This is a genomic window from Sphingobium sp. AP50 (genome assembly GCF_900109095.1).
Lineage (GTDB): Bacteria > Pseudomonadota > Alphaproteobacteria > Sphingomonadales > Sphingomonadaceae > Sphingobium.
Window position 1 is genome coordinate 105,576 of sequence record NZ_FNYZ01000015.1, and the last position, 22,912, is coordinate 128,487.

Sequence of the window (22,912 nt, forward strand, 5' to 3'; positions counted from 1 at the left end):
ATTGCCACAGACATCAGATTGTGGATGTTTGCGCCATGGCTGCTGAATTATGGATCAACGAAGACACGGGCGAGATGCGCATCGGCGATCTCGCGCTATTGCAGCCCTATCAGACGAAAGGCTCGATAGAGCCACAGGTAGCTGATTTGCTCGAAGGCTCGCGAGATTATGGCAATGGCTATGAGTGGCTTTATCTCGGCGGCCTGACGTTCGGCGGGCTATCTGCTCGGCTCGCACTATGTTTCCATAACGGTAGCCTTGAACAAGCATCATGGAATGTTCAGTTGCCTGATGCACCGGCGGAAGGTGGTTGGCCGACGCGCGAAGCCATCGATTGCGAGTTGTCGTTCGTTCGCGACACATTGGTTCGAGACATGAATATCCATGCGGGGCAGATGCCTTGGGGTGAAGTGTGGAGCAGCTTCGACGCCAAAGGCTTTATGGCAGCTAACGGGCTTCGCTACGCCCACAGGTAGACACCGTCATTGGTCGCAATCAGTCCCCTCAACCCGCCTCCGCCAGCACCAGCGCGAACAGCCCTTCCGCGTCGGTCCATTCCTGTGTCGGCTCCCAACCGCCCGCGCGCAGCAGCAGGCGTTCGTCGCGGGTGCCATATTTGTGGCTGCTTTCGGTGTGGATCGTCTCACCGGCGGCCATGCGGAAACATTGGCCCGCGACGTGGAAATGCAGCGGCCGCATCGCTTCCAGATGCATTTCGATCCGCGCTTTCTCGTCATTCCAGATAGCGCGATGGGCGAAGCCGTCGATCGGCAGGTCGCCTTCCAGTTCGCGGTTGATCCGGGTGAGGAGGTTGAGGTTGAAGGCCGCCGTCACCCCCTGCGCATCGTCATAGGCGGCGACCAGCCGGTCCCTGTCCTTGATCCGGTCCATGCCGATCAGCAGCATGGCGCCCGGCCCCAGCAGGCGCCGCATCGCGCGCAGCAGGTCGACAGCCGCGTCCGGCTCCATATTGCCGATGGTGGAGCCGGGGAAGAAGCCCAGCCGGGGCATGGCCGCGATCGCATCGGGCAGATGCAGCGGCCCGTTGAAGTCGCCGACCAGCGGCAGCACCGGCAGGTCGGGAAAGGCCTGCGCGAGGGCCGCGCTGCTGGCGTGCAGGAAATCGCGGCTGATATCGATCGGCACATAGGCTGCGGGGGCAATCGCGCGCAGCAAATGCGGCGTCTTGCGCGCGCTGCCCGCGCCAAACTCCACCACCGCGCGTCCGGCACCGACCGCCGCGCCAACGTCGCCGCCATGGCGCTGGAGCAGCAATGTTTCGGTCCGCGTGGGATAATATTCGGGCAGGCCGGTAATATCTTCGAACAATTCCGATCCCCGCTGGTCGTAGAACCAGATGGGCGGCGTCGCCTTGGGGCTGCGCGACAGGCCATCGATAATGTCGCGGCGAAAGGCCGGATCAATGGCGCGCGAAAGGGATGGGCTGTCGTCGGTCAGCAGCATGGGGCTTAGAGATCCTTTGCCAGCCGCAGTCCGGTGAACTGCCAGCGTTGGTGGGGGTAGAAGAAATTGCGATAGCTGGCCCGCACATGGCCACGCGGGGTGGCGGCGCTGCCGCCTTTCAGCACGAACTGGCCGGACATGAACTTGCCATTATATTCGCCGACCGCGCCCGCCGCCGCGCGAAAGCCGGGATGCGGGCGATAGGCGCTGCCGGTCCATTCCCACACATCGCCGAACATCTGCGTCAACCCGGCGCCCGGTTCCGCGGGCAAGGGCCGGGGGCAGCCTGCGCCATCCAGCAAACGACCATGGACCGGCGCGACATTCTGCGCCGCGCTTTCCCATTCCGCCTCCGTGGGCAGGCGTGCGCCCGCCCAACTGGCATAGGCGTCCGCCTCATAGAGGCTGATATGGGTGACGGGCGCGGCGGGGTTGACCGGCTGGCGGCCATCCAGCCCGAATCGGCTCCAGCCCGCTTCCCCCTGTTTCCAGTAGAGCGGACTGTCGATCGCCTCCGCCTGTACCCAGGCCCAGCCGTCCGACAGCCAATGGGCGGGATCGCGATAGCCGCCATCCTCGATGAAGGCGATCCATTCGCCATTGGTTATGGGGCGATGCGCCAGCGCATGGGGATGCAGCACCGTCTTGTGCCGTGGCCCCTCGCAATCGAAGGCGAAGCCGCTGCGGCCATCATCGCCTATCTCGACCAGTCCCTGCCGCCCCTCGATCCAGTGGAGCGGCCCTGGCAGGTCGACCGGCGCGGCGCTGGGCGCGTTGAACAGGGCTGGTTCCAGCGGGTTGCGCGAAAACAGGTGCAGCAAATCGGTCAGCAGCAATTCCTGATGCTGCTGCTCATGCTGAAGCCCCAGCGTCACCAGCGCCCGCGCATCCTGCGGCAACATGCCGAGCGCGCCGATCAGCGCCGCGTCGACATGGGCGCGATAGGCCCGGATTTCACTCAGCGTCGGGCGGGTGAGCATCCCGCGTTGCGGCCGGGCGTGGCGCGGCCCTTCCGCCTCATAATAGCTGTTGAACAGGAAGGCGTAGCGCGGGTCGAACGGGCGATAGCCCGCCACATGATCGCGCAGGACGAATGTTTCGAAGAACCAGCTTGTATGGGCCAGATGCCATTTGGCGGGCGATGCGTCGGGCATCGACTGGACGGTCGCATCGGCATCGGACAGGGGGGCGGTCAGCGCTTCACTGAGCGCCCGAACGGCGCGGTAGCGTTCCTCCAGATCATCCTGATGGGCGTCCATCCAGCTTCTGGCCATGCCTGCCCTTTCCCGATACGGTTGCGCCGCTCTCTTGCCTGAACAAGCGCATGAAGCGGGATGGGGTTCCGGCCCGCTGTCGGATCACACCTCCTGAAAGAGCGGCGCGGCGCGGCAGATGCGGTCGCGGCCGGATTGTTTGGCGTCATACAGGGCTTCGTCGGCGCGGGCGAAAGTCTCCTCCAGATCGCCGCCATGCCAGCGACAGATGCCGGCGGAAAAGCTGATCGGGCGGCCATGCACGTCACCGATCGGATGGCTGCGCATTCGGCTGGCGATGCGGGCCAACGACCAGCTTGCCTCATCCTCGATACAATCCTGGAAGAAGATAGCGAATTCCTCGCCACCCCAGCGTGCGACCAGATCGACCCGGCGCATCAGCGCGGACAGGCGGGTGGCGAAGGCGGCGAGCACCCGGTCGCCTTCCTCATGACCCTTCAGGTCGTTGACCCGCTTGAAATAGTCGATGTCGATGATCGCGATGCAGCCGCGCCGCCGTTCGGGCGGCAGGGCGTCCAGTCCGGCCAGGAAGCCGCGGCGATTGGCGATGCCGGTCAGCGGGTCTTCATGCGCGGCCTGATGCAGATCCTCCATGCGGTCGCGGGTGGCGCTGGCGACGCGCTGGACCCCGGCATAGAGCGTCTGGATCACATCGCCCACTTCGGGCAGGGCGACGCCGTCTTCCTTCGCTTCATGCAGGGCATCGGCCAGCGCATGGATCGGATTGAGCAACGCGCCGATGCCGAACAGGGCGATGGCGGTGCCGACCACGGTGGCCAGCGTCAGCAGCACAAACTCTGCCAGCGCGATGCGGCCGGTCGAAAGCCCCCAGACCAGATAGCCCAATAGCGGCATATGGGTGGCGACGAAGCAGAGGGTGAAGAGGCGCAAGCGCAGAGATCGTGGAAAAATAAAAGACGTGGCCAGATAGAATTGCACGGCATCCCCCGTTTATTGTGCGACTGCACAGGGCATGTCCGGGGACGGGTCTAAACACATGCTGAAGGAACAGGGTTAACGCGCCGCTACCGGACAAAGCGTGTGGCGGGCGAGTCGAGCCGTGTTGTCACTGTGTGGCCGCCTTAACGCGACGCGCCGGGCACCCATTTGACGTCGGCAGCGCCATTATCGTTGAGTCGCCGCGCCAGCACGAACAGCAGATCGGACAGGCGATTGAGATAGGCGAGCGCATGGGGGTTGATCGCGACCTCGGCGGCAGCGGCGGTAGCGCTGCGTTCGGCCCGGCGGGTGATCGCACGGGCCAGATGGACGGCGGCGGCGGCCGACGATCCGCCCGGCAGGATGAAACTGTCCAGCGGGGCGAGATCGGCATTCACCCTGTCGATTTCCTGTTCCAGCCGATCGACCTGCCCCGCGATGATGCGCAGCGCCCAGGGTTCGTCCGCGCCCTGCGGGATCGGCGTGGCGAGGTCCGCGCCCAGATCGAACAGGTCGTTCTGGATCACCGTCAGCCAGCGACTTTCCGGCCGGGCACCCATGGCGACGATGGCCAGGCCGATCGCGCTGTTCGTCTCATCGACATCGCCCACCGCCTGCATGCGCGGCGCATGTTTGGGCAGACGCGATCCGTCGACCAGTCCGGTGGTGCCGGAGTCGCCGGTGCGGGTGTAGATCTTGTTCAGCTTGACCATCGGCTTGGTCCTTGATGTGGGAGGGGTGGCGGGGCGCGCCTCCTGACACAACATGGCATCCTGTGGCCCGCCCCCTCCGTCAGCCCTTCGGGCTGCCACCTCCCCGCGAGCGGGGAGGATGCTTTTGTGTCAGCCGTGGCCCTTGGCCATCAGCAGGATCGCGACGATGATGACTGCGCCCGCCTGAAACAGGATGCGGTTCATCATCATCCTGTTCTGCTTCAGCCGCGCGGGGCTGGGGCCGCTGCCTTCCGGCGCGTTCAGATCCTCCTTGGTCGTCTGGAGGAAGGCGATGATGCCGCGGACCAGCGCGACCAGCGTCGCGATCATGGCCAGGATCAGGGCGATGACGAGGATCGTAGTCATGAAGGCGATGCTAGGCGCTTGCGAGCGCGATGCCAATGGGAAAGCGCCCGGCCCGCAGGTCCGTCGCCAGCGCGTGCGGATCGACCCCCTGCGCCCGCAGATCGGCCAGCGCGATCGATCCGTCCCGCTTGGCCAGCCGGCGGCCATCCGGCCCCACCAGCAGCGGATGGTGGAGATAGGCGGGGGAGGGCAAATCGAGCAGCGCCTGAAGCAGGCGGTGGATATCGGTCGCGCTGCGCAGATCATCGCCGCGCAGCACATGGGTCACCCCCATCGCGGCATCGTCCAGCGTGCAGGACAGGTGATAGCTGGCCGGCGCATCCTTGCGCGCCAGCACGACATCGCCATGGGCGAGCGGGTGGGCTAAAACCTCCGTTCGTACTGAGCCTGTCGAAGGGAGCGCGCGTGCTTCGACAGGCTCAGTACGAACGGGGGATGGTAAAGCCATCCAGCATAGTTCGCCCGCCATCCCCACCGCCTTCGCCATGTCGATCCGCCAGGCATGCGCTTCCCCCGCCGCGATGCGCTGTGCCCCTTCGCTCGCCGACAGTCCCCGGCACGTCCCCGGATAGAGTGTCCCCTCCGGCCCGTGCGGCGCGGTCAGGCTGGCCTGAATATCGGCACGGGTGCAGAAACAGGGATAGAGCAGGTCCATGGCGCGCAGCTGGTCCAGCGCCGCCTCATAGTGGGCGATCCGCTGCGACTGGAAGATGACCTCGCCGTCCCAGTCCACGCCCAGCCAGCGCAGGTCTTCCATCATCCCCGCGACATGCTCCGGCCGGCTGCGGGTGCCGTCTATATCCTCGATCCGCAGCCGGAAGGCGCCACCCGCCGCGCGGGCCATGTCCAGCGCCAGCAGCGCCGACCAGCCATGGCCGACATGCAGCTTTCCGGTCGGGCTGGGGGCGAAGCGGGTCACCATATGCTGTGGTGCGACAAGATGAGTCATACAGGCTCTTGACGAGGGATATTCGTTAATGCTGTCATGCCCTTGTCACGTTGCTGGACGATCAGCAGCGTCGGCCAAGGGGGAAGAAGGTTTCTATGTACCATCCCGACCTTATACGACATCCGGAAAATTGTCCGGCGCTTGTGTTGAATGCGGATTATACGCCGCTCAGCTATTATCCGTTGAGCCTGTGGCCTTGGCAGACCGCGATCAAGGCGGTGTTTCTGGACCGGGTGGACATCATCTCCAGCTATGAGCGACAGGTTCACAGCCCCAGCCTGGAAATGAAGATCCCCTCGGTGATCGCGCTGAAGCAATATGTGAAGCCGTCCGAACATCCCGCCTTCACCCGGTTCAACCTGTTCCTGCGCGACAAATTTTCCTGCCAATATTGCGGCGTCACCCATGATCTGACCTTCGACCATGTCGTGCCGCGCCGCGCGGGCGGGCGCACGACGTGGGAGAATGTCGCGACCGCCTGTTCGCCCTGCAACCTCAAAAAGGGCGGGCGCACGCCCCGGCAAGCGGGCATGAAGCTGCATGTCCAGCCGATCCGGCCGACCAGCTGGCAATTGCAGGAACATGGCCGTGCCTTCCCGCCCGGCTATCTGCACGAAAGCTGGCGCGACTGGCTCTATTGGGATGTCGAGTTGCTGGCGTGACCGGCGCGCGGGCGCGCGGGCTGGCCTTTGTGTGCCTGCTCCTGTCGCCCGTCGCACTCCACGCGCAGGAGGATCATAGCGGCCTCACCCGCGCCAAATATGTGCGCGGTTGCCTGATGTGCCACAATCGCGCCGCACCCGAAGGCATTTCGCCCGCCATATTGGCTGGCCTATATCCCGAACACGGCCTGACCCCGGCAAAGGCGATGCCAGGCGTCACCTGCTGGCGCCGCTGCACGACCTGCTTCCCGCCGGAGCCGAAAGGGACGCCGTCCGGGCGTTGAGTTGGCGTGGTGTTGCTGGAGAGGGCGCCGATACGGTGCATCACGGGCGCAATCTGTTCCAATGTGGCGGAGCGGCAGGGATTCGAACCCTGGATACGCTTTTGGCGTATACTCACTTTCCAGGCGAGCGCCTTCGACCACTCGGCCACCGCTCCGCATATCGCTGGAGGCGGCTCCCTATCGTGGCGCGTCGCGCTAGGCAAGGGGCATTGGTGCAAGGCTTTACATTATGTCGCGCGCGCTGTTTGATCGCGCACCATGAGCCATCGCCTTCCCATCGCCGCCCTGCTCGCATCGCTGAGCGCCGTCCCCGTGCTTGCCGCCGATGCGCCCGCGACCACGCCTTCCGCCGTCGTGGCGCAGGCACCGGCCTCCGCTTGGCGCGCCATTCCGGCCGAGGAATTGCTGGTGATGACGATCGAGGGCGGCAAGCGGGTCGTCATCCAGCTTGCACCGGCCTTCGCGCCGCGCCACGTCGCCAATATTCAGGCGCTGGCGAAGGCGCATTGGTGGGACGGGACCAGCATCAACCGGGTGCAGGATAATTATGTGGTTCAATGGGGCGACGCGACCGAGAAGAAGCCGATGCCGCCCGGCTTGTCCGTCACCAGTACGGAGGATTATACCGTGTCGATCGCCAATCGGCGGCTGGCGATCACGCCTTTGCCCTATGCCGATCCCTATGCGGCCAAGGCCGGCTTTGTCGGCGGCTGGCCGGTGGCGATGGATGGATCGGCCGCCTGGCTGCCGCATTGCTATGGCGCGGTCGGCGTGGGCCGCAATATCTCGCCCGATGCCGGGACCGGCGCGGAACTCTACACCGTGATCGGGCAGGCGCCGCGTCAGCTCGATCGCAACATCGCGGTGGTGGGGCGGATTATCGAGGGCATGGCGAACCTGTCGAGCCTGCCGCGCGGCACCGGAGACCTCGGCTTCTACACGCCGCAGGAACATCAGGTGCCGATCTTGTCCGTGCGCCTTGCCAGCGAGTTGCCGGAGGCGGAACGGCCGCATTTTCAGGTGATGGACGTCGCGTCGCCCAGTTTCGCGGATTATCTGCGCCTGCGCGCCAACCGGAAAGATGATTTCTACGATCGTCCCGCCGGCGGCGTGGACATCTGCAATGCGCCGGTGCCGGTCAGGGCTGCGCCATAAGCGATTTCAAGCCTGATGCCGCATCCGATGTTTGGAAATGGCATCTCCTGTGCCGAAATCGCGCCCATCAAAGACGTAGCCCGCGCAGGCGATAGCCCTGCCAGTTGCGGATGCGGCGGATGGCAAAGCTGGTGCGGATTGCCGATACACCGGGCAGGCGCGCCAGACAGTCGCGATGGATGGCGTCGAAGCCCTTCAGGTCTGCCGCCGCTACCCGCAACAGATAGTCGGCCTGCCCAGCCATCAGATGGCATTCCAATATTTCGGGGAAGTCCGCCACGGCCGTTTCGAACCGGTCCATCGTCTCGCGGCTCTGGCTGGTCAGCGACATCTCGACAAAGGCGTGCAGCGTCAGGCCCAGTGCCTCCGGGTCCAGTTGCGCCGCATAGCCCGCGATCAGCCCGGCATCCTCCAGCGACTTGATGCGCCGGTGGCAGGCGGAAGCGGACAGGCCGATATGCTCGCCCAGTTCCGCCATCGACCGGCGTGAGTCGGCCTGCAACGCTTCCAGCAACGCGACATCGAACCGATCCATGCAATGATATCCTGATAAATATAATTTATGCAGGATATCATCCTGATCCTCTCAGCCAAAGCCGGAAAATCAGGGAACATAAACCGACTCGTCTGCGCTATCCTGTGGTCATGAGGATGCGCATCGGCGCGCCGCCTGATTTTTTCGGAGAGTCATGATGATCGTCGGCACCGTCAAAGAGATCAAGAATCACGAATATCGCGTCGGCCTGACGCCCGAAAGCGTGCATGAACTGACCGCCCATGGGCATCGCGTACTGGTGGAAAGCGGCGCGGGCGAGGGGATCGGCGCGCATGACGCACTGTACGAAAAGGCGGGTGCCGAAATCGTCGCGACCGCCGCCGAGATTTTCGCCACGGCGGACATGATCGTGAAGGTGAAGGAGCCGCAGGCCGTAGAGCGCGCCATGCTGCGCTCCGGCCAGATTCTCTACACCTATCTCCACCTCGCCCCCGATCCGGAGCAGACCCGCGACCTGATCGCCTCTGGCGCGACCTGCATCGCCTATGAAACCGTGACCGACGCTAGCGGCGGCCTGCCGTTGCTCAAGCCCATGAGCCAGGTGGCTGGCCGCATGGCGATTCAGGCTGGCGCCACCGCACTGGAAAAGGCGCATGGCGGCCGTGGCGTGCTGCTGGGCGGCGTGCCGGGCGTGCTCCCGGCCAAGGTCGCGGTGATCGGCGGCGGTGTCGTCGGCTTCAACGCGGCGCAGATGGCGGCGGGCCTGGGCGCAGACGTCACCATTCTCGACCGCAGCCCCGAAGTGCTGGAAAAGCTGGGCATGTATTTCGAGGCGCGGGCCAAGACCCGTTTCTCCAACCGCGCGAACCTGGCCGAATGCGTGGCCGAGGCCGATCTGGTGATCGGCGCGGTGCTGATCCCCGGCGCCGCCGCGCCCAAGCTGGTCAGCGCGGAAATGCTCAAGACCATGAAGAAGGGGGCGGTGCTGGTCGACGTCGCGATCGATCAGGGCGGCTGCTTTGAAACCAGCCACGCCACCACCCATGCCGATCCGACCTATATCGTCGATGGCGTGGTCCATTATTGCGTCGCCAACATGCCCGGCGCGGTCGCCCGCACCAGCACCTATGCGCTTAACAATGTGACGCTGCCCCATGCGCTGCGCATCGCCGAACTGGGCTGGAAGGAAGCGCTGCGCCGCGATCCGCACCTGCGCGAAGGGCTCAATGTCTGGGACGGCAAGGTGACCTATCGCGCCGTCGCCGACGATCTGGGCCTGCCCTACTCCCCGGCGGAAGAAGCGATCGCCTGATCCCTGCAGGCGGTGATCCGGCGCTCCGACAGGCGCCGGACAAAAAGCGGCGTCAGCTCCTTCCTGGAGCTGACGCCCTTTATTTTTCTTGCGCCTTTGATCCAGCAATTCCGGGCATTGTTTCCCGATCGCGTCAGCCCTCGGCAGAATCTGTTGCGGGTTCCGCCCCCTTGTTCGTCTAGCCGGGACAGGGGGACATGACCACATGCCCCCCATGCATCCTGGTTCCGCCGAAGAGAGGCATGGTTTAACGTCATGGTCGATTACCCAAAATTCGCCGCCTTGATCCGCAACGGCGAACGCAGCAATGTGCGCGTTCGCAGCACTGTGCAGAAAGGGGCGCGCTGATGTCTGGTGATCTTATGACCTGGCTCGTTCCGCTTGTCGCCATGCTGGCGGCGGGTCTGCTCGCCGGCTTTGCGGCGGGCATCTTCGGCATCGGCGGCGGTTTCGTCGTCGTGCCTGCGCTGCTGGTCGTGCTGCCCCTGCTGGGCGGTACGAAGGACGCCATCGCTCATGTCGCGATCGGCACGTCGGCCGCGACCATCATCGTCACCTCGATCCGCTCGCTCCTCTCCCATGCCAAGCGCGGAGCGGTGGAGTTCGAAGTGCTCAAGACATGGGCGCCCTGGATCATCCTGGGCTGCGGCGCCGGCGTGATGCTGGCCAGCCATGTCGATGGCACGACGCTCAAGATGATCTTCGGCGGCGGCGTCATCCTCATGTCGCTCAACTTCCTGCTGCCCAAGGTCAGCGGCAAGGTGCTGAGCGAAAACATGCCCTCGGGCATGCTGCGGGTCGGCATCGCCGGTGGCCTCGGCACCTTCTCGTCGCTGCTGGGCATTGGTGGCGGCACCATCGCCATCATGGTGATGACGCTCTGCGGCCGCACCATCCACCGCGCCATCGCCACCGCTTCGGGTATCGGCACGCTGATCGCGATCCCGACGACCATCGGCTTTGCCATCATCGGCCTCAAGGAAGGCGGCCTGCCCTGGGGTTCGCTGGGCTATATCAACCTGCCCGCTACCTTCGCCATCGCCTCCATGTCGATGCTGACCGCGCCGCTCGGTGTCGCCGCCGCGCACAGCCTGCCCGCCGGCCCGCTCAAGAAGATCTTCGGCATCTATCTGCTGATCATCGGCGCCCTGATGCTCCGCGCCGGCCTGAAGGTCTGATCCCTTCCACCATCGGTCGATCTGAAACGGCCGTCAGTGACGGGCTAGGGCCCATCGACACGTCACCATCTGACTGTCGGTAGGCCCTAACAGCCTTTGTCACTGGCGGCCGTTGCCGTTATGGATAAGGCGGGGGGATTATGGGGCAGGCCGATCAGATTAGCATTTTGCTGGTGGAGGATGACGATGCCGCGCGCGCCAATATCGCCGGCATCCTGACCGGCGCGGGCATGACCGTGGAGCAGGCAGCCGATGGCGCCACCGGGCTGCATCGCGCGGGCGGCGGCAGCCATGACGTGATCATCCTCGACCGGATGCTGCCGCACCTGACCGGCATCGACATCGTCACCCGGCTGCGCGTTGCGGGGGTGGGTGCGCCGGTGCTGATGCTGTCCGCGCTCGGCCGCAGCGAACATCGGGTCGAGGGGCTGGAAAGCGGCGTCGACGATTATCTGGCCAAGCCCTTCGAACCGGACGAACTGGTCGCCCGCGTCCGGGCGCTGTGGCGTCGCGCCAATCGCGGCGGCAGCCATGATCCGGTGCTGCTGTTCGGCGATCTGGAATGCCATGTGAAGGCGCGCACCGCCTTCCGCAACGGACGGCATCTGCCGCTCTCGCCCAAGGAATTCGAACTTTTCCGCTATCTGATGGACCATGCCGGCGAAGTGGTGACGCGCGAAATGCTGCTGCGCCATGTGTGGAAACTAAACTTCGATCCCCAGACCAATGTCGTGGACGTCAATGTCGGCCGGTTGCGGCGCAAGCTGGAAGACGGATTTGACGGCCCGGTGCTGGAAACCGTTTGGGGCACGGGCTATCGCTTGATCGCGGCATCGGCGCCCGCCAGTGCCTAGACCCGGCCTGCTGCGGTCTGTCTTCGGCCGTGTCACTCTCTCCGCGCTACTGGTCAGTCTGCTTTCCACCCTGGCCCTGTTTCTGGTCGTCCAGAAGATCGTCGACGATGACGGCCGCACCATGTTGGCGCGGGAAGTCGATACCGATCTTGCGGGCCTTGCCGACATCTATCTCAGCGGAGGCGGCTCGGAACTGCGCGATCGCATGAGCGATCGTCTGGCCGTCAACCGGGAGGATGGCGAACGCAGCTGGTATCTGCTGGCCGACGCCAATGGCCGGATATTGGCCGGCAATCTCGATCGCTGGCCCGCCATCGCGCCCGAAGTGTCGGAAGCGCGCTTCGTCGTCCTGCCCGATGGCGAGCGCATGTTCGCGCGCGCGACCCAATTGGGACCAACGACCCGTCTGGTCGTGGGGCGCAGCAATTATCGCGGCGAAGCGCTGCTTACCCGGCTGGCCGTCGCCTTCTCCATCGCCGGGGCGGGCATCGCTCTCCTCAGCCTGATCGCAGGGCATTTTGCTGCCCGCCGCCTGCGCGCGCGGGTGGGCATGGTGAATGCCACTTTCGACGCCGTGCGCGCCGGCAGCATCACGGCGCGGGCGCCCAGCGCCGGGGACAATGACGAACTGGCCGAACTGGCCGCCAATACCAACACCATGCTCGACCAGCTCGAACGACTGGTGGAGGCGCAGCGCGCCGTGTCGGATCAGACCGCGCATGAAATCCGCACGCCGCTGATGCATCTCGACACGCGTATCCTCAAGGCGATGGAGGGTACGCAGGACGAAGCGCTGCTGCGCACGCTGGAACAGTCGCGCGGGGAAATTCGCGGCGTCGTGCGCCTGCTCGATTCGCTGCTGGATATCGCCAGTACGCAGGCGATGCGTGGCGACCTGCGCGGTCTGGCCGATGTCGACCTCAGCGATATCGCCGAAAGCCTGGCCGACCTCTACGGCGCCAGTGCCGAGGAGCTGGGCATCGGTTTCCATGCCCGGATCGCGTCGGGCGTGCATTTCCGGGCCGATCCGATGCAGATGACGCGGCTGATGTCCAACCTGCTCGACAATGCCTTCAAATATGTGCCGAGCGGCGGTTCCGTCACGCTGCAACTGGCGCCAGGGCCGCATATCATCGTGCAGGATGACGGGCCGGGCATCCCCTGTGCCGATCGGGAGCGGGTGTTCGATCGCTATGTCCGGCTTGACGGCGCGCGGGGCGGGGGGCATGGCTTGGGCCTGTCGCTCGCACGGGCGATTGCGGAACGGCATGCGCTGTCGCTGCATGTGGAAGACGCCGCGCCGGGGGCGCGGTTCGTCGTTCAGCCGGAGAAGGGCGATGATTAGGTTGCTCATGTCGGGATTGCTGCTCGCTGCCGCGCCGGTTGTCGACACGCAGCCTATCGACCCGGTATTGCACACCCTGATGGAGGGCGACGCTGCGCAGGCGCATGGCGACCCCGATACGCTGATCGACATGGCCCAACTGCTCGACACGCTGGGCGCGAAGCCGGCGGAGGGGCAGGAAGATCTGGCCGCGCTCTGGACGCGGGAGGCCAGCGATCATGGCGCCAACGGATCGCCGCTGGCTTATCGGGGGCGGGCGCTCGGCCCGGCCTATCGGCGCGGATCGCTCAATGCCGGCGGCACCGTCACCATGCGGCAGCTTTTCTTCGCGGGCCAGCGGGCGCAGATTTCGGTCGCGCCCTCCGGCCCCACCGCCAAATTGTCGGTGAGGGTACGCAACGCCGACGGCGGCACGCTGTGCGCCAAGCCGGTCGGCGGCCCACAGGCCGATTGCGCCTGGATGCCGATTTTCACCGACCGCTTCGACATCGTCATAGCCAATAGCGGCGCGGAACCGGCGGCTTTCTATCTGGTCGTGCGTTGACCCTTCAGGGCGCTGATTTCATTCGATAAAGATGCAGATCATCGCCGATATCCCCGGCGCGACCCATCGCTGACTCCGCTCGCTTCATCCCTTCTGCACATCCGTTCAGGCGCAAACAGCGCGGGTCGGTGCGTTATGTTCATCATGGTTCACACCAGCAGGAAGGAGAAAACCATGATCCGTTCGAAGATATTTGCCGCCGCCGCGCTGCTTGGTTCCGCCACGCTGGCGCTGCCCGTCGCCGCGATCGCCCAGGCACCGGTGGTCAGCTATGAGGAACAGCTCGCCAAGGTAGAGGACCAGCTGGCCTATCAGGCGCCGATCGCCGGGGTCGAGAACAACTATTGGTTCAACTATCAGACCGATCTGGCCGAAGCCCGCAAGGAACTGACCAAGGATCTGCGCCATGCCACCGATGCCGAGGATAATCGCGATGCCTGGGACGAATATCGCGCCGAACTGGCCGATGCCCGCGGCGACTATGCCAAGGAAATGGCCGAAAAGGGCTATCCGGTCGGCGAAGTCCGCGTCCTGACCGACAATGGCCGCTAATCCGCATTGATTGAGGGGGAGGGGCGCTTCCCCCTCAGTCCGCATCCGGATCGCGGAAATTCAGCCGCCGCGTGACGGTATAGTCCAGCACGCCGACCAGCAGATAGCTGATCCCCTGCTTCAGCAAGGTCAGGAAAGTGCGGCTGGCCCGATGCTCCGCCAGGCTGATCGCCCGGCTTTGCCCGGCCTCCTGCGTGATGAAGGCGCGCATGGTCGCGGCGAAATCCCGGTCCTCCACCCGCAGCATCACTTCCAGATTCAGGAACAGGCTGCGCATGTCGAAATTGGCCGATCCAATGAACACCGCGTCATCGATGACGATCAGCTTCATATGCAGCTTGCAGGGCTGATATTCGTAAATCTCGACCCCGCGCCGCAACAGCGGCCCATAGAGCAGACGCGCCGCCGCCACCGTCGCGCCATTGTCCGACCGGGTCGGCAGGATGATGCGCGCGCCCTTGCGCCGCGCCGCCCGCGCTATCCGCTTCAACATGCCCCGGCCGGGCGAGAAATAGGCCGCGATCATGTCGACCCGCCCGGCATGTTCCAGATCATGTTTCACCACCTGCGCCCAGGGGCTCAGGCGCCGGGTCGGTCCGCCGATCAGCCAGCGAAACGGTTCGGCCGGGTCATGATGCAATTCGGGGTGCCATTGCCGCACCATGCGGCGCAGCGTGCGGAATCGCTGCTTCTTCGTCGCCACCCATCGCCATAGCTGGCCATACCAGCGCACCATCGCCTCGACCTGATCGCCTTCGACCAGCAGGCCGATGTCGCGCCAGCAATCCTCCGCCGGAATGCCGAAATAGCCATCCTCGACATTGAACCCGCCCATCAGCATCCGCGTCTCGTCGGCAATGGCCATCTTCTGGTGATTGCGGATCAGATAGCGAGTCGATCGCCGCGTCCCGAAGCGGGCGAAATGCGCGCCCGCCTCGATCAGCGGGGCAAAGAAGCTGTCGGGCGTGTGCGACGATCCGAACCCGTCGACCATCAGCGTCACGGCGACACCGCGCGCCCGTGCCGCGATCAGCGCGTCGCGCACCAACGTCCCGCTGCCATCGCTCGCAAAGATATAATAATAGAGTTTCAGGCTGTGCTTTGCGCCCTCGATCAGCGCGATCAGCGCGTCCCGTATCGCCGGTCCGTCCGTGATCAGGCGCAGGTTGTTGCCATGCAGATCGGCACGAATATCATCCGCGTTCGCACTGGATGCGACAGGGGCGGGGGCGGGCTGGATGGTCGCCATGCCCCTTTCATGCCGCTTTTGGGTGGGGTGCGCCATGGCTTTATGGCCTTTTCATTGACTCTTTATGGTGGCGCTGCTAGTCGGCGGGTTCACGACTTTCCTTCCGTTTTTGCAGGAGGCCCTGTTTGGCCCGCGTCACCGTCGAAGATTGCGTCGACAAGGTTACCAACCGTTTTGACCTCGTCCTCCTCGCCGCCCAGCGTGCGCGGGAAATTTCCGGTGGGGCCGAGCTGACGCTCGACCGCGACCGGGACAAGAATCCGGTCGTCGCCCTGCGCGAAATCGCCGAAGAAACCGTCATGCCTGCCGATCTTCATGATTCGGTCATCGCGTCGCTGCAAAAGGTGCAGATTGACGATGATGATACGCCGGACGAAATCGGCTCGATCGCCCAGTCGGCGGAGGCTCTGCGCCTGACCGCCGCTGCGCCGCCGCGCAATCAGAATATCGGTGGCGATTACGACGGCTGATCGCTCTACGTGTTTGGAGAGGGAAAGAGGCCCGGCCTGCGCAAGCGGGACCGGGCCTCGACCTTTCTGGGGATAGAAAAATGGCGCGGGGACCATGTCCGCCGCGCCATTTCCTTTTTTAGCAGCTCGAATTGCGATCGATCGCCCGGCCAGCCAGCGCGCCCGCGCCCGCGCCGATGATCGTGCCCGGTGCGCGGTCGCCGCGCGTATCGACGGCCCGGCCCAGCAGAGCCCCGGCGACGCCGCCCAGCAGCAGGCCGGTGGTGCCGCCCGACTTGCGGCAGCGATAGCTGCGATCGTCGCGATAGCCGCGCCGGTCGGCATAGCGATCGCCCCGATGATGATCCCCGCGATACTCGCGATGATAGCCGCGACGATCATGATCGCGGGCATAGGATGCCGACGGGATCACGGCCGTCAGCGAAGCTGCGGCAAGGGCGGTGGCCATAATGGCTTTACGAATGATCATGTGCTTCTCCTCAGACCTGATCTCTTTGACTACGGTCCGGATATCGCACACCCCGAATGATATATTCCTGAACCGCGCTGTTATGCGCCGTTCAGCTAAAGCCTGGCCCTAACCCAGCGCCGGCAGCGCCCAGTCGATCGCGCCACGCCCCTTCGCTTCCAGAAACTCATTGGCCTTGGAAAAGGGCCGCGATCCCAGAAAGCCGTTGTGTGCCGACAAGGGGGAAGGGTGAGCCGACTTGATCACCAGATGGCGGCTCTGGTCCACGAACGCCGCCTTGCGCTGGGCATAGGCACCCCAGAGCAGGAAGACGACCGGCTCCTCCTTCTGCGCGACCAGCCGGATCACCGCATCGGTGAACACTTCCCAGCCCTTGCCCTGATGGGAGGCGGCGCGGCCCATCTCCACCGTCAGCACGCTGTTGAGCAGCAGCACGCCCTGTTTCGCCCAATGTTCCAGAAACCCATGGCTGGCCCGTTCGATGCCCAGATCGGCCTGCATTTCCTTGTAGATATTGACCAGCGAGGGCGGCGTGCGCACGCCCGGCTGCACCGAAAAGCACAGGCCATGCGCCTGTCCCTCGCCATGATAGGGGTCTTGCCCCAATATCACTGCCTTCACCTGATCCAGTGGCGTCAGGTCCAGCGCGCGGAAATATTCGCTGCCTTTGGGGAAGATGCGCTTGCCCGCCGCCTTCTCCGCCTGAAGGAAAGATTTCAGCGCCTGCATATGCGGCGCGGCGAATTGCTCCGCCAGCGGCGTGCGCCAGCTTTCGTGCAGCTTGATCATATCGGTCATGGCGCCCTGCATGGCCTGCGCTGCAAAGCCCTGTCAACGCGCCCATATGCGGTTAATGGTCTTGCCTACCCCGCCGCGATCCGCGACTAGGGGGCCATGTCGCTTCCCCGTTCGCTGTCGTTCCTCGCCGCCCTTGGCCTGTTTCTGGCCCCCTTGCCCAGCGCCGATGCCTTTGGCCCGCCGCCCAAGCCGCTGCTCCAGCAGAGCGCGGAGGCCAAGTTGCAGGCCGAATTCGCCCGTTTCGCCGCCTTGTCGGACGGCACGGTCGGCATTGCCGTGCGCGATCTTCAGACCGGCGAGACGCAGGCCTTTAATGGCGACACGCTCTTCCCCATGGCCAGCGCCTATAAGGTCGCGGTGGCCGGGCGCATCTTCTCCCTGATCGATGCGGGCGACCTGCGGCTGGACGACAAGCTGGCGCTCGATCCCGCGCTGGCCAGCGAAGGCGGCATCGCCTGGATGTTTTCGCGCCCCGGCGCCAGCCTGTCGGTCGACCGGCTGCTGGAGCTGATGCTGCAAAAGAGCGACAATAATGCGACCGACGTTCTGGTCGCGCGTGCGGGCGGGCCACAGGCGATCACTGCCTTCGTCACCAAGCTGGGCGTCACCGGCCTGCGCGTCGACAGTGACACCGCGCATCTTCTCTACCGCGCCATGGGCATCCATCCGCAATCCGGCAGCTTCCGCCAGAATGCCGAGGCCGCCCGCCGCGCCGATCCGCAGATCGCCGTGCGCGATATCCGCGACCTGCCCAATCTGGCCTTCTCGATCGAGCCGGAGGATACCTCCACGCCGACCGCCATGCTCGACCTGATGACCGCCTATGAGGAAGGGCGCGCCTTCTCGGCCGCCAGCACCCAGCGCTTCTTCACCATCATGGCCCATTGCGAAACGGGCAAGGCGCGGATCAAGGGCATGTTGCCGCCCGGCACCGCCGTCGCGCACAAGACCGGATCGCTGAACGGCGTAGGCAATGATGTCGGCATCGTGCGCCTGCCCGACGGGCGCCGGATCGCTATGGTCGTCTTCGTCATGAAGGACAGCAAGGGCCATGTCTCGCGCGACCGCATCATCGCGGAGGCATCGCGCGCTGCTTATGATTATTTCCTCTACGCCCCGGACAGGGCGCACGGCCGGGCGCATGAAGCTTAACGTGGATCAAGCGATTCGATAGGATCGCGTCAGAGAGGCCTAAAAGAGAGGATGCCGTGAGCAGCATGAAGCTTTTTCGCGATTTCTGGCCCTATTATTTGCAGGAACATGCCCGTCCCGGCACGCGCGCTCTCCATTATGCGGGCACCAGTCTGGTCGTCGGCCTGCTGCTCAGCGCGCCGTTCATCGGCCAGTGGTGGATGGCGGCCGCGCTGCCGGTCGCGGGCTATGGCTTCGCCTGGGCCGGTCATGGCCTGATCGAGCGCAATCGCCCCGCTACCTTCCGCCATCCGCTCTGGTCGCTGCGCGCTGACTTCGTGATGTGGCAGCGCTTCCTGACCGGCAAGATCAGCCGCGATCTCGCCAAGGCCGGCGTCCGCGCCGACGGCACGGTCGATCCGGCGCGGCGGATCAGCGTCTGAACTTTCCGCACGCCGCTTGACCCCGCCCGACGCTCTGCCACAAGGGGCGCGATGGCATGTTCCGCGACCTTCTCGCTGCCCGACCGGGCCCTCTTGGCGCAGCGCTGGCAGGCGCTGGAGGCGCGATCGGATGCCTCCTTCTTTCTGCGCTGGACCTGGGTTGGATCATGGCTGGACAGCTATCCCGTCCGGCCCGAATTGCTCGCCGTCACGGACGATAAGGGCCAGGATATCGCGCTGGCGCTGGTCGGCCATGCGATGCAGCCGCGCCTGCTGGGCAGCATCGCGACGCTCAGCCTCAACCAGTCGGGCGATGCGGATGCCGATCGGCCCTATGTGGAATATAATGGCCTGCTGATCGAGACGGGCAGGGAAGAGGAAGCGATCGCCGCCGCCCTTGCCGCGCTCGCCCGCCGCCGCGACTGGCGCGCCTTGCGGCTCAGCGGCATCGCGCCGCAATCCCCGTTCACGGGCATAGCCGCCCGCCGCAAGACCCGCGTTGACGTCTCGCCCGTCTATCAGGTCGATCTGGATGCCGTGCGCGCGGCCGATGGCGATTATCTCGCGCTGCTCAGCGCCAACACGCGCAGCCAGATTCGCCGCGCGATGAAGGATCATGGTGGCCCGCTGCCCGATATCGCTATCGCCACGCCGGACGATATCGCGCCATGGCTGGACGAAATGGCCGCGCTCAACAGCGGCCGTCACGCCGACAATGCCTGGGACAGCGCGACCTTCCGCCATTTCGTCGCGACCATCGCCGCGCGCGGTCTGCCCGAAGGCATGGTGGAACTTCTGCGCTTCACCGATGCCGGTGGCCCGGTCGGCCTGCTGGTCAATTTCATACAGGGCGGGGTGGCGATGAACTATCAGTCCGCCTTCGCGCAGCCGCGCACCGGCAAGGACAAGCCCGGCCTGCTCTGCCATGCCGCCGCCGTCGGCCATTATGCCGCGCGGAGCCTTGGCCGCTATTCCCTGCTCGCGGGCAAGGATCGTTACAAGCAGAGCCTCTCCACCTGCGAGGAATCACTCGAATGGTGGCTGCTCGAACGCTTCACCCCGCGCCTTGAAGCCGAAGCGCTGCTGCGCCGGCTGCTCAGGCGCCCAGCTTCCGCATGAGGCGATAGACCAGGCGGCGCAGCCCCTGTTTCTCCGGCGCTGCGCTCACCGCGCCGGTCGGCAGGCCGCGCTTGCGCAGCAGGGCGTTGAAACTGTGCAGTTCGCCCTCGGCCACGCTGCGGTCCGACCGCCATGTCACGGACAGGCTGACCGACACGGTCGGGCCATTTTCCACGAAATGCGGCGCCTTCACCGGCACATGGATGGCGTCGCCCGGCTCCAGCAGAACCGCCGTGCCGCGTGCTTGGAACCCATCCTGCCAGATCAGGTTGCGATGCCCGCCGGCATGGAAATCCTCGCTCTTTTGCGCCGGCACCAGTTGCTCGTCGCGGGCAGGGAAGACCGTCATCGTCTTGGTGCCCATGATCTGGAGCAGGATATTATGCTCCGGGTCCATGTGGAACGGCGTCACGCTGCCGGGGGAGGACAGGAAGATGAAGGCTTCCCGCTTCAGCATCGGCCCGGTCGTCTTCGCGACGATCGGCTCCAGTTCCGCCAGCGCCGCGTCGAGCAGCGCGCCATAGGCCGGATCGCGCTCGACATTTTTCAGCACAGCCCAGCTGCCATTCGTGTCGATCGTGCGGATCGTCTCGCCCAGCGTCAGCCCGTTGGACGGCGTATCTTCCGGCCGCACGCCCAGCGGCAGCTTGCCCAGATTATATTCGACCGACGTTTCCGGCATCCGCTCCGCCAGCGTCGCCAGCGCGTCCAGCGTCAGCAGGTCATGGCCGATCAACTGATGGGTCAGCCGGGTCGACTGGTCGGGATAGGCGGCGGCGAAGGCGGCGCGGGCCGCGTCCGAAAATGTCGCGCCGTTCGCCGGCGCGATGCTGCTCTGCGCGGTCATCGCTGTCCTTTCAACATTCTGGCTATGGTCTCGGCGCCGTTCGCCATGGCAAAGGCGACGCGGCGCTCCATCCATGCGCGCCCCTTGCCATGCAGCGCTATACGATATTGTACGATGGTGCGCCGCTCCGCCCACAGGCTGTCGATCATCGGATGATCGGGCGCGGCGCAACTGTCCATCCAGCCGATCGCCGGATCATCCTGCACCGCATGCAGATTGGCGATTTCGATCAGCACGCCGGGCGAAAAACGACCCAGCGCTTCGTCAAAGGCGATCTTGAACGAAAAGGCACCGTCGCCATGGCGGAAATTGACCAGCATGGCGATCGCCCGGTCATCCAGGTCGATGCGCAGCATATGCAGCCGCCCGGCCGCAAAGGCCGACGCGCAGGCGCTGCGGAAAAAAGCGGCGTCCTCCGGCTTGCAGCCCAGCGCCGTGCCATTCTCTCCCTTCCAGCCCGATGCTTCCAGCGCCAGAAAATCGTCGCACCAGCGGGCGAGGTCCGCGCCATCGTCCAGCAATCGCGTCTCGACGGCGCCCAGTTCGCCCAGCCGCTTTTGCAGGCGGCGCAATTCCTTGCGCTTCTTCGATCGAACCTGCGTTTCCCAATAGGCGTCGGCGGAGAGGTCCGACCGCAGCATCGCCCGTTCATAGCGGTGGATTTCGCGCCAGCCCCGCCGCTGTTCGACGCAGACCGCCTCGATCGCGGCGGCATTGGCGCCGGCAGCGTCCAGCCCCTCCAGATGCAGGAATCCCGGTGCCCAGGGCGCAGCGTCGAGTTCCGCCAGAAAGCCGCGCCAGGCGGCTGCTTCATGGCCCCGGCGCAGCATCGGCGCGCCGAAGAAGCAATGATCGTGCATCCAGTTGGATATGCAGCCGATCGGCAGGCGGCCGTGGCGCGCGCGTATCGTCACCGGCAAAATGCCGATCAGCATAGCGCCATCCCGTGCTTCGATCAGGCGCACATCCTGTCCGCCGGGCAGATGATCGATCGCCGCCCCCAGCATGTCGGGCGCGTAAAAACCATTGGCTTCCGCCGTATCCAACGCCAGCGCCGCCCAGTCGGCGCGCTGATCCTCGCCCGCTGTGGGGGCGTTGGGCCGTGATGGATGGGATGCCATGTCCATGACTGTCGCATAGTCGGTAAAGATTAGGGAAAGCCTAAATCGCTATCCCGTCCATATCGCACGCGCGGCAGGACGGGGCTTTACATTATATGGCGGATTGTTTGAGACGGGGGCGGGCGGCATCCGGCCGCTGGCAGACTAAGGAGAAAATGGCATGACGATCCTGATCACCGGCGCAGCCGGGTTCATCGGCATGCATGTTGCCGACCGTCTGCTGGCGCAGGGGCATGCTGTCGTCGGCGTCGACAATATGAATGACTATTATCCGGTGTCGCTCAAGCGCGACCGGATCGCCCGCTTGCAGGCGGCGCATGGCCGGCTCTTCACCTTCCACGAACTGGATTTTGCCGATCTGGAGGCTGTGCAGGCGGCATTGGCCGATCAGGTGATCGAATCCATCGTGCATCTGGGGGCACAGGCCGGGGTGCGCTATTCGCTCATCAACCCCCATGCCTATGTCCGCTCCAATCTGGCGGGGCATGTCAACATGCTGGAACTGGCGCGGGAACGGCGGGTGCGGCATCTGGTCTATGCCTCTTCCTCCTCCGTCTATGGCGGCAACGACAGCTTGCCTTTCCGGGTCGAGGATCGCGCCGACCATCCCGTTTCGCTCTACGCCGCGACCAAGCGCGCCGACGAACTGATGAGCGAAACCTATGCCCATCTCTTCCGTATCCCCATGACGGGGCTGCGGTTTTTTACCGTCTATGGCCCTTGGGGGCGCCCCGACATGGCGATGTGGATCTTCACGTCGAAGATTTTGGCGGGTCAGCCGATCCCGGTCTTCAACCACGGTCGGATGCAGCGCGACTTCACCTATATCGACGATATCGTGACCGGCATATTGGGCTGTCTTGATCACCCGCCGGTGGACGACGGCGCGGTAAAGGCCGGGGGCAGCCGCGCGCCGCATCGGCTCTACAATATCGGCAATAACCAGCCCGAAGAACTGATGCACCTGATCGCGGTGTTGGAAGGCGCGCTGGGCATGAAGGCTAATATCGATTTCCAGCCGATGCAGCCGGGCGACGTGCATGCCACCTATGCCGACATCAGCGCGATCGCGCAGGACATTGGTTTCGCGCCGACGACCGGAATCGAGTCGGGCGTTCCACGATTCGTGAACTGGTATCGCACCTATCATGAAGGGCGATAATGCCGTGTTGCAATGC

At 64.9% G+C, this 22,912-nt stretch carries 27 protein-coding genes and 1 tRNA gene; 15 read left to right on the forward strand and 13 right to left on the reverse strand.

Annotation, left to right across the window (positions count from 1 at the left end; all coding sequences use genetic code 11):
* The first annotated feature begins 35 nt into the window (after window positions 1–35).
* On the forward strand, window positions 36–476 hold the full coding sequence (locus BMY84_RS20695; RefSeq protein ID WP_093086212.1) for a hypothetical protein: 441 nt from the start codon (window positions 36–38) through the stop codon (window positions 474–476).
* 28 nt (window positions 477–504) lie between these two features.
* Here BMY84_RS20695 and egtD read toward each other — a convergent pair whose 3' ends face one another.
* The 6 genes from egtD to gluQRS all read right to left on the reverse strand — a co-directional run bounded on the left by egtD (window position 505) and on the right by gluQRS (window position 5,705).
* Window positions 505–1,464: an L-histidine N(alpha)-methyltransferase gene (gene egtD, locus BMY84_RS20700; RefSeq protein WP_093086213.1), complete on the reverse strand. Its 960-nt coding sequence runs from the start codon at window positions 1,462–1,464 to the stop codon at window positions 505–507.
* A 5-nt stretch (window positions 1,465–1,469) separates the two neighbouring features.
* Window positions 1,470–2,738 carry an ergothioneine biosynthesis protein EgtB gene (gene egtB / locus BMY84_RS20705; RefSeq protein WP_093086215.1) on the reverse strand — a complete coding sequence of 423 codons (1,269 nt, stop codon included), beginning with the start codon at window positions 2,736–2,738 and terminating at the stop codon, window positions 1,470–1,472.
* Between the two features lie 84 nt (window positions 2,739–2,822).
* Window positions 2,823–3,677 (reverse strand): GGDEF domain-containing protein, encoded by an 855-nt coding sequence (locus BMY84_RS20710; protein ID WP_093086216.1) that lies wholly within the window; start codon window positions 3,675–3,677, stop codon window positions 2,823–2,825.
* Window positions 3,678–3,820: 143 nt separating this feature from the next.
* Window positions 3,821–4,390 (reverse strand): cob(I)yrinic acid a,c-diamide adenosyltransferase, encoded by a 570-nt coding sequence (locus BMY84_RS20715; RefSeq protein ID WP_093086218.1) that lies wholly within the window; start codon window positions 4,388–4,390, stop codon window positions 3,821–3,823.
* Window positions 4,391–4,519: 129 nt separating this feature from the next.
* Complete coding sequence (locus BMY84_RS20720) at window positions 4,520–4,756, reverse strand: twin transmembrane helix small protein (protein WP_093086219.1); 237 nt, start codon at window positions 4,754–4,756, stop codon at window positions 4,520–4,522.
* A 10-nt stretch (window positions 4,757–4,766) separates the two neighbouring features.
* Window positions 4,767–5,705, reverse strand: a complete 939-nt coding sequence (gene gluQRS / locus BMY84_RS20725; RefSeq protein WP_093086221.1) for a tRNA glutamyl-Q(34) synthetase GluQRS — start codon at window positions 5,703–5,705, stop codon at window positions 4,767–4,769.
* Between the two features lie 95 nt (window positions 5,706–5,800).
* Here gluQRS and BMY84_RS20730 point away from each other — a divergent pair, with 95 nt between their 5' ends.
* Both BMY84_RS20730 and BMY84_RS20735 read left to right on the forward strand, forming a co-directional pair.
* On the forward strand, window positions 5,801–6,367 hold the full coding sequence (locus tag BMY84_RS20730) for an HNH endonuclease (RefSeq protein ID WP_093086222.1): 567 nt from the start codon (window positions 5,801–5,803) through the stop codon (window positions 6,365–6,367).
* Window positions 6,364–6,651, forward strand: coding sequence for a hypothetical protein (locus BMY84_RS20735; RefSeq protein WP_256215336.1), 288 nt, complete (start codon window positions 6,364–6,366; stop codon window positions 6,649–6,651). Before BMY84_RS20730 ends, BMY84_RS20735 begins: the two co-directional genes overlap by 4 nt.
* 64 nt (window positions 6,652–6,715) lie before the next feature.
* Here the strand turns inward: BMY84_RS20735 and BMY84_RS20740 are convergent.
* Window positions 6,716–6,806 (reverse strand) — tRNA-Ser (locus tag BMY84_RS20740).
* A 103-nt stretch (window positions 6,807–6,909) separates the two neighbouring features.
* On the opposite strand from BMY84_RS20740, the gene BMY84_RS20745 reads away from it, so the two are divergent.
* Window positions 6,910–7,806: a peptidylprolyl isomerase gene (locus BMY84_RS20745; protein WP_093086224.1), complete on the forward strand. Its 897-nt coding sequence runs from the start codon at window positions 6,910–6,912 to the stop codon at window positions 7,804–7,806.
* 67 nt (window positions 7,807–7,873) lie between these two features.
* On the opposite strand, the gene BMY84_RS20750 is transcribed toward BMY84_RS20745, so the two are convergent.
* Entirely contained in the window at window positions 7,874–8,341 is a 468-nt protein-coding gene (locus tag BMY84_RS20750) for an Lrp/AsnC family transcriptional regulator (protein WP_093086225.1), read from the reverse strand.
* A 157-nt stretch (window positions 8,342–8,498) separates the two neighbouring features.
* Here BMY84_RS20750 and ald point away from each other — a divergent pair, with 157 nt between their 5' ends.
* The 6 genes from ald to BMY84_RS20780 all read left to right on the forward strand — a co-directional run bounded on the left by ald (window position 8,499) and on the right by BMY84_RS20780 (window position 14,087).
* On the forward strand, window positions 8,499–9,614 hold the full coding sequence (gene ald / locus BMY84_RS20755) for an alanine dehydrogenase (RefSeq protein WP_093086304.1): 1,116 nt from the start codon (window positions 8,499–8,501) through the stop codon (window positions 9,612–9,614).
* Window positions 9,615–9,961: 347 nt separating this feature from the next.
* Window positions 9,962–10,792 carry a sulfite exporter TauE/SafE family protein gene (locus BMY84_RS20760; protein ID WP_093086227.1) on the forward strand — a complete coding sequence of 277 codons (831 nt, stop codon included), beginning with the start codon at window positions 9,962–9,964 and terminating at the stop codon, window positions 10,790–10,792.
* A 140-nt stretch (window positions 10,793–10,932) separates the two neighbouring features.
* Window positions 10,933–11,646, forward strand: a complete 714-nt coding sequence (locus BMY84_RS20765; protein ID WP_093086228.1) for a response regulator transcription factor — start codon at window positions 10,933–10,935, stop codon at window positions 11,644–11,646.
* A complete protein-coding gene (locus BMY84_RS20770; RefSeq protein WP_093086230.1) occupies window positions 11,639–12,991 on the forward strand; it encodes a sensor histidine kinase in 1,353 nt (450 codons plus the stop codon). Before BMY84_RS20765 ends, BMY84_RS20770 begins: the two co-directional genes overlap by 8 nt.
* Window positions 12,984–13,535 (forward strand): hypothetical protein, encoded by a 552-nt coding sequence (locus BMY84_RS20775; RefSeq protein WP_093086231.1) that lies wholly within the window; start codon window positions 12,984–12,986, stop codon window positions 13,533–13,535. The genes BMY84_RS20770 and BMY84_RS20775 overlap by 8 nt, the downstream gene beginning before the upstream one ends.
* A gap of 174 nt (window positions 13,536–13,709) precedes the next feature.
* Window positions 13,710–14,087 carry a hypothetical protein gene (locus BMY84_RS20780; RefSeq protein WP_093086233.1) on the forward strand — a complete coding sequence of 126 codons (378 nt, stop codon included), beginning with the start codon at window positions 13,710–13,712 and terminating at the stop codon, window positions 14,085–14,087.
* A gap of 34 nt (window positions 14,088–14,121) precedes the next feature.
* Here the strand turns inward: BMY84_RS20780 and BMY84_RS20785 are convergent, their stop codons facing one another.
* Window positions 14,122–15,372, reverse strand: a complete 1,251-nt coding sequence (locus BMY84_RS20785; RefSeq protein ID WP_093086234.1) for a phospholipase D-like domain-containing protein — start codon at window positions 15,370–15,372, stop codon at window positions 14,122–14,124.
* A gap of 89 nt (window positions 15,373–15,461) precedes the next feature.
* On the opposite strand from BMY84_RS20785, the gene rpoZ reads away from it, so the two are divergent.
* The gene (rpoZ, locus tag BMY84_RS20790) at window positions 15,462–15,806 is read left to right on the forward strand and encodes a DNA-directed RNA polymerase subunit omega (protein WP_093086236.1); all 345 of its coding nucleotides are present in this window, start codon (window positions 15,462–15,464) and stop codon (window positions 15,804–15,806) included.
* Window positions 15,807–15,924: 118 nt separating this feature from the next.
* On the opposite strand, the gene BMY84_RS20795 is transcribed toward rpoZ, so the two are convergent.
* Both BMY84_RS20795 and ung read right to left on the reverse strand, forming a co-directional pair.
* Window positions 15,925–16,275, reverse strand: coding sequence for a glycine zipper 2TM domain-containing protein (locus tag BMY84_RS20795; protein WP_093086238.1), 351 nt, complete (start codon window positions 16,273–16,275; stop codon window positions 15,925–15,927).
* Between the two features lie 108 nt (window positions 16,276–16,383).
* Window positions 16,384–17,073: a uracil-DNA glycosylase gene (gene ung / locus BMY84_RS20800; RefSeq protein WP_093086306.1), complete on the reverse strand. Its 690-nt coding sequence runs from the start codon at window positions 17,071–17,073 to the stop codon at window positions 16,384–16,386.
* 96 nt (window positions 17,074–17,169) lie between these two features.
* Between ung and BMY84_RS20805 the strand changes: the two genes are divergently transcribed.
* From BMY84_RS20805 to BMY84_RS20815, 3 genes are all read left to right on the forward strand, one after another.
* Window positions 17,170–18,225, forward strand: a complete 1,056-nt coding sequence (locus tag BMY84_RS20805) for a serine hydrolase (protein WP_093086239.1) — start codon at window positions 17,170–17,172, stop codon at window positions 18,223–18,225.
* 65 nt (window positions 18,226–18,290) lie between these two features.
* Window positions 18,291–18,647 carry an Mpo1-like protein gene (locus BMY84_RS20810; protein ID WP_371262434.1) on the forward strand — a complete coding sequence of 119 codons (357 nt, stop codon included), beginning with the start codon at window positions 18,291–18,293 and terminating at the stop codon, window positions 18,645–18,647.
* Between the two features lie 51 nt (window positions 18,648–18,698).
* Window positions 18,699–19,766: a GNAT family N-acetyltransferase gene (locus BMY84_RS20815; protein ID WP_093086242.1), complete on the forward strand. Its 1,068-nt coding sequence runs from the start codon at window positions 18,699–18,701 to the stop codon at window positions 19,764–19,766.
* Here the strand turns inward: BMY84_RS20815 and BMY84_RS20820 are convergent.
* Together BMY84_RS20820 and BMY84_RS20825 are read right to left on the reverse strand one after the other, a co-directional pair.
* Window positions 19,744–20,613 (reverse strand): cupin-like domain-containing protein, encoded by an 870-nt coding sequence (locus BMY84_RS20820; protein ID WP_093086244.1) that lies wholly within the window; start codon window positions 20,611–20,613, stop codon window positions 19,744–19,746. The genes BMY84_RS20815 and BMY84_RS20820 overlap by 23 nt on opposite strands.
* On the reverse strand, window positions 20,610–21,740 hold the full coding sequence (locus tag BMY84_RS20825; protein ID WP_093086246.1) for a GNAT family N-acetyltransferase: 1,131 nt from the start codon (window positions 21,738–21,740) through the stop codon (window positions 20,610–20,612). Before BMY84_RS20825 ends, BMY84_RS20820 begins: the two co-directional genes overlap by 4 nt.
* 154 nt (window positions 21,741–21,894) lie before the next feature.
* Here BMY84_RS20825 and BMY84_RS20830 point away from each other — a divergent pair, with 154 nt between their 5' ends.
* Window positions 21,895–22,896, forward strand: coding sequence for an NAD-dependent epimerase/dehydratase family protein (locus tag BMY84_RS20830; RefSeq protein ID WP_093086248.1), 1,002 nt, complete (start codon window positions 21,895–21,897; stop codon window positions 22,894–22,896).
* Window positions 22,897–22,912: the final 16 nt, after the last annotated feature.

What these genes read in the sequence shown, in the direction of transcription:
- BMY84_RS20750 (WP_093086225.1), bottom strand. Translation starts at nt 8,341, where the DNA reads ATGGATCGGTTCGATGTCGCGTTGCTGGAAGCGTTGCAGGCCGACTCA.
- BMY84_RS20760 (WP_093086227.1), top strand. Translation starts at nt 9,962, where the DNA reads ATGTCTGGTGATCTTATGACCTGGCTCGTTCCGCTTGTCGCCATGCTG.
- BMY84_RS20785 (WP_093086234.1), bottom strand. Translation starts at nt 15,372, where the DNA reads ATGGCGCACCCCACCCAAAAGCGGCATGAAAGGGGCATGGCGACCATC.
- BMY84_RS20815 (WP_093086242.1), top strand. Translation starts at nt 18,699, where the DNA reads ATGGCATGTTCCGCGACCTTCTCGCTGCCCGACCGGGCCCTCTTGGCG.
- ung (WP_093086306.1), bottom strand. Translation starts at nt 17,073, where the DNA reads ATGACCGATATGATCAAGCTGCACGAAAGCTGGCGCACGCCGCTGGCG.
- BMY84_RS20825 (WP_093086246.1), bottom strand. Translation starts at nt 21,740, where the DNA reads ATGGACATGGCATCCCATCCATCACGGCCCAACGCCCCCACAGCGGGC.
- BMY84_RS20805 (WP_093086239.1), top strand. Translation starts at nt 17,170, where the DNA reads ATGTCGCTTCCCCGTTCGCTGTCGTTCCTCGCCGCCCTTGGCCTGTTT.
- ald (WP_093086304.1), top strand. Translation starts at nt 8,499, where the DNA reads ATGATCGTCGGCACCGTCAAAGAGATCAAGAATCACGAATATCGCGTC.
- BMY84_RS20745 (WP_093086224.1), top strand. Translation starts at nt 6,910, where the DNA reads ATGAGCCATCGCCTTCCCATCGCCGCCCTGCTCGCATCGCTGAGCGCC.
- BMY84_RS20810 (WP_371262434.1), top strand. Translation starts at nt 18,291, where the DNA reads ATGAAGCTTTTTCGCGATTTCTGGCCCTATTATTTGCAGGAACATGCC.
- gluQRS (WP_093086221.1), bottom strand. Translation starts at nt 5,705, where the DNA reads ATGACTCATCTTGTCGCACCACAGCATATGGTGACCCGCTTCGCCCCC.
- BMY84_RS20820 (WP_093086244.1), bottom strand. Translation starts at nt 20,613, where the DNA reads ATGACCGCGCAGAGCAGCATCGCGCCGGCGAACGGCGCGACATTTTCG.
- egtB (WP_093086215.1), bottom strand. Translation starts at nt 2,738, where the DNA reads ATGGCCAGAAGCTGGATGGACGCCCATCAGGATGATCTGGAGGAACGC.
- BMY84_RS20695 (WP_093086212.1), top strand. Translation starts at nt 36, where the DNA reads ATGGCTGCTGAATTATGGATCAACGAAGACACGGGCGAGATGCGCATC.
- BMY84_RS20775 (WP_093086231.1), top strand. Translation starts at nt 12,984, where the DNA reads ATGATTAGGTTGCTCATGTCGGGATTGCTGCTCGCTGCCGCGCCGGTT.
- BMY84_RS20720 (WP_093086219.1), bottom strand. Translation starts at nt 4,756, where the DNA reads ATGACTACGATCCTCGTCATCGCCCTGATCCTGGCCATGATCGCGACG.
- BMY84_RS20730 (WP_093086222.1), top strand. Translation starts at nt 5,801, where the DNA reads ATGTACCATCCCGACCTTATACGACATCCGGAAAATTGTCCGGCGCTT.
- egtD (WP_093086213.1), bottom strand. Translation starts at nt 1,464, where the DNA reads ATGCTGCTGACCGACGACAGCCCATCCCTTTCGCGCGCCATTGATCCG.
- BMY84_RS20795 (WP_093086238.1), bottom strand. Translation starts at nt 16,275, where the DNA reads ATGATCATTCGTAAAGCCATTATGGCCACCGCCCTTGCCGCAGCTTCG.
- BMY84_RS20830 (WP_093086248.1), top strand. Translation starts at nt 21,895, where the DNA reads ATGACGATCCTGATCACCGGCGCAGCCGGGTTCATCGGCATGCATGTT.
- BMY84_RS20715 (WP_093086218.1), bottom strand. Translation starts at nt 4,390, where the DNA reads ATGGTCAAGCTGAACAAGATCTACACCCGCACCGGCGACTCCGGCACC.
- BMY84_RS20765 (WP_093086228.1), top strand. Translation starts at nt 10,933, where the DNA reads ATGGGGCAGGCCGATCAGATTAGCATTTTGCTGGTGGAGGATGACGAT.
- BMY84_RS20780 (WP_093086233.1), top strand. Translation starts at nt 13,710, where the DNA reads ATGATCCGTTCGAAGATATTTGCCGCCGCCGCGCTGCTTGGTTCCGCC.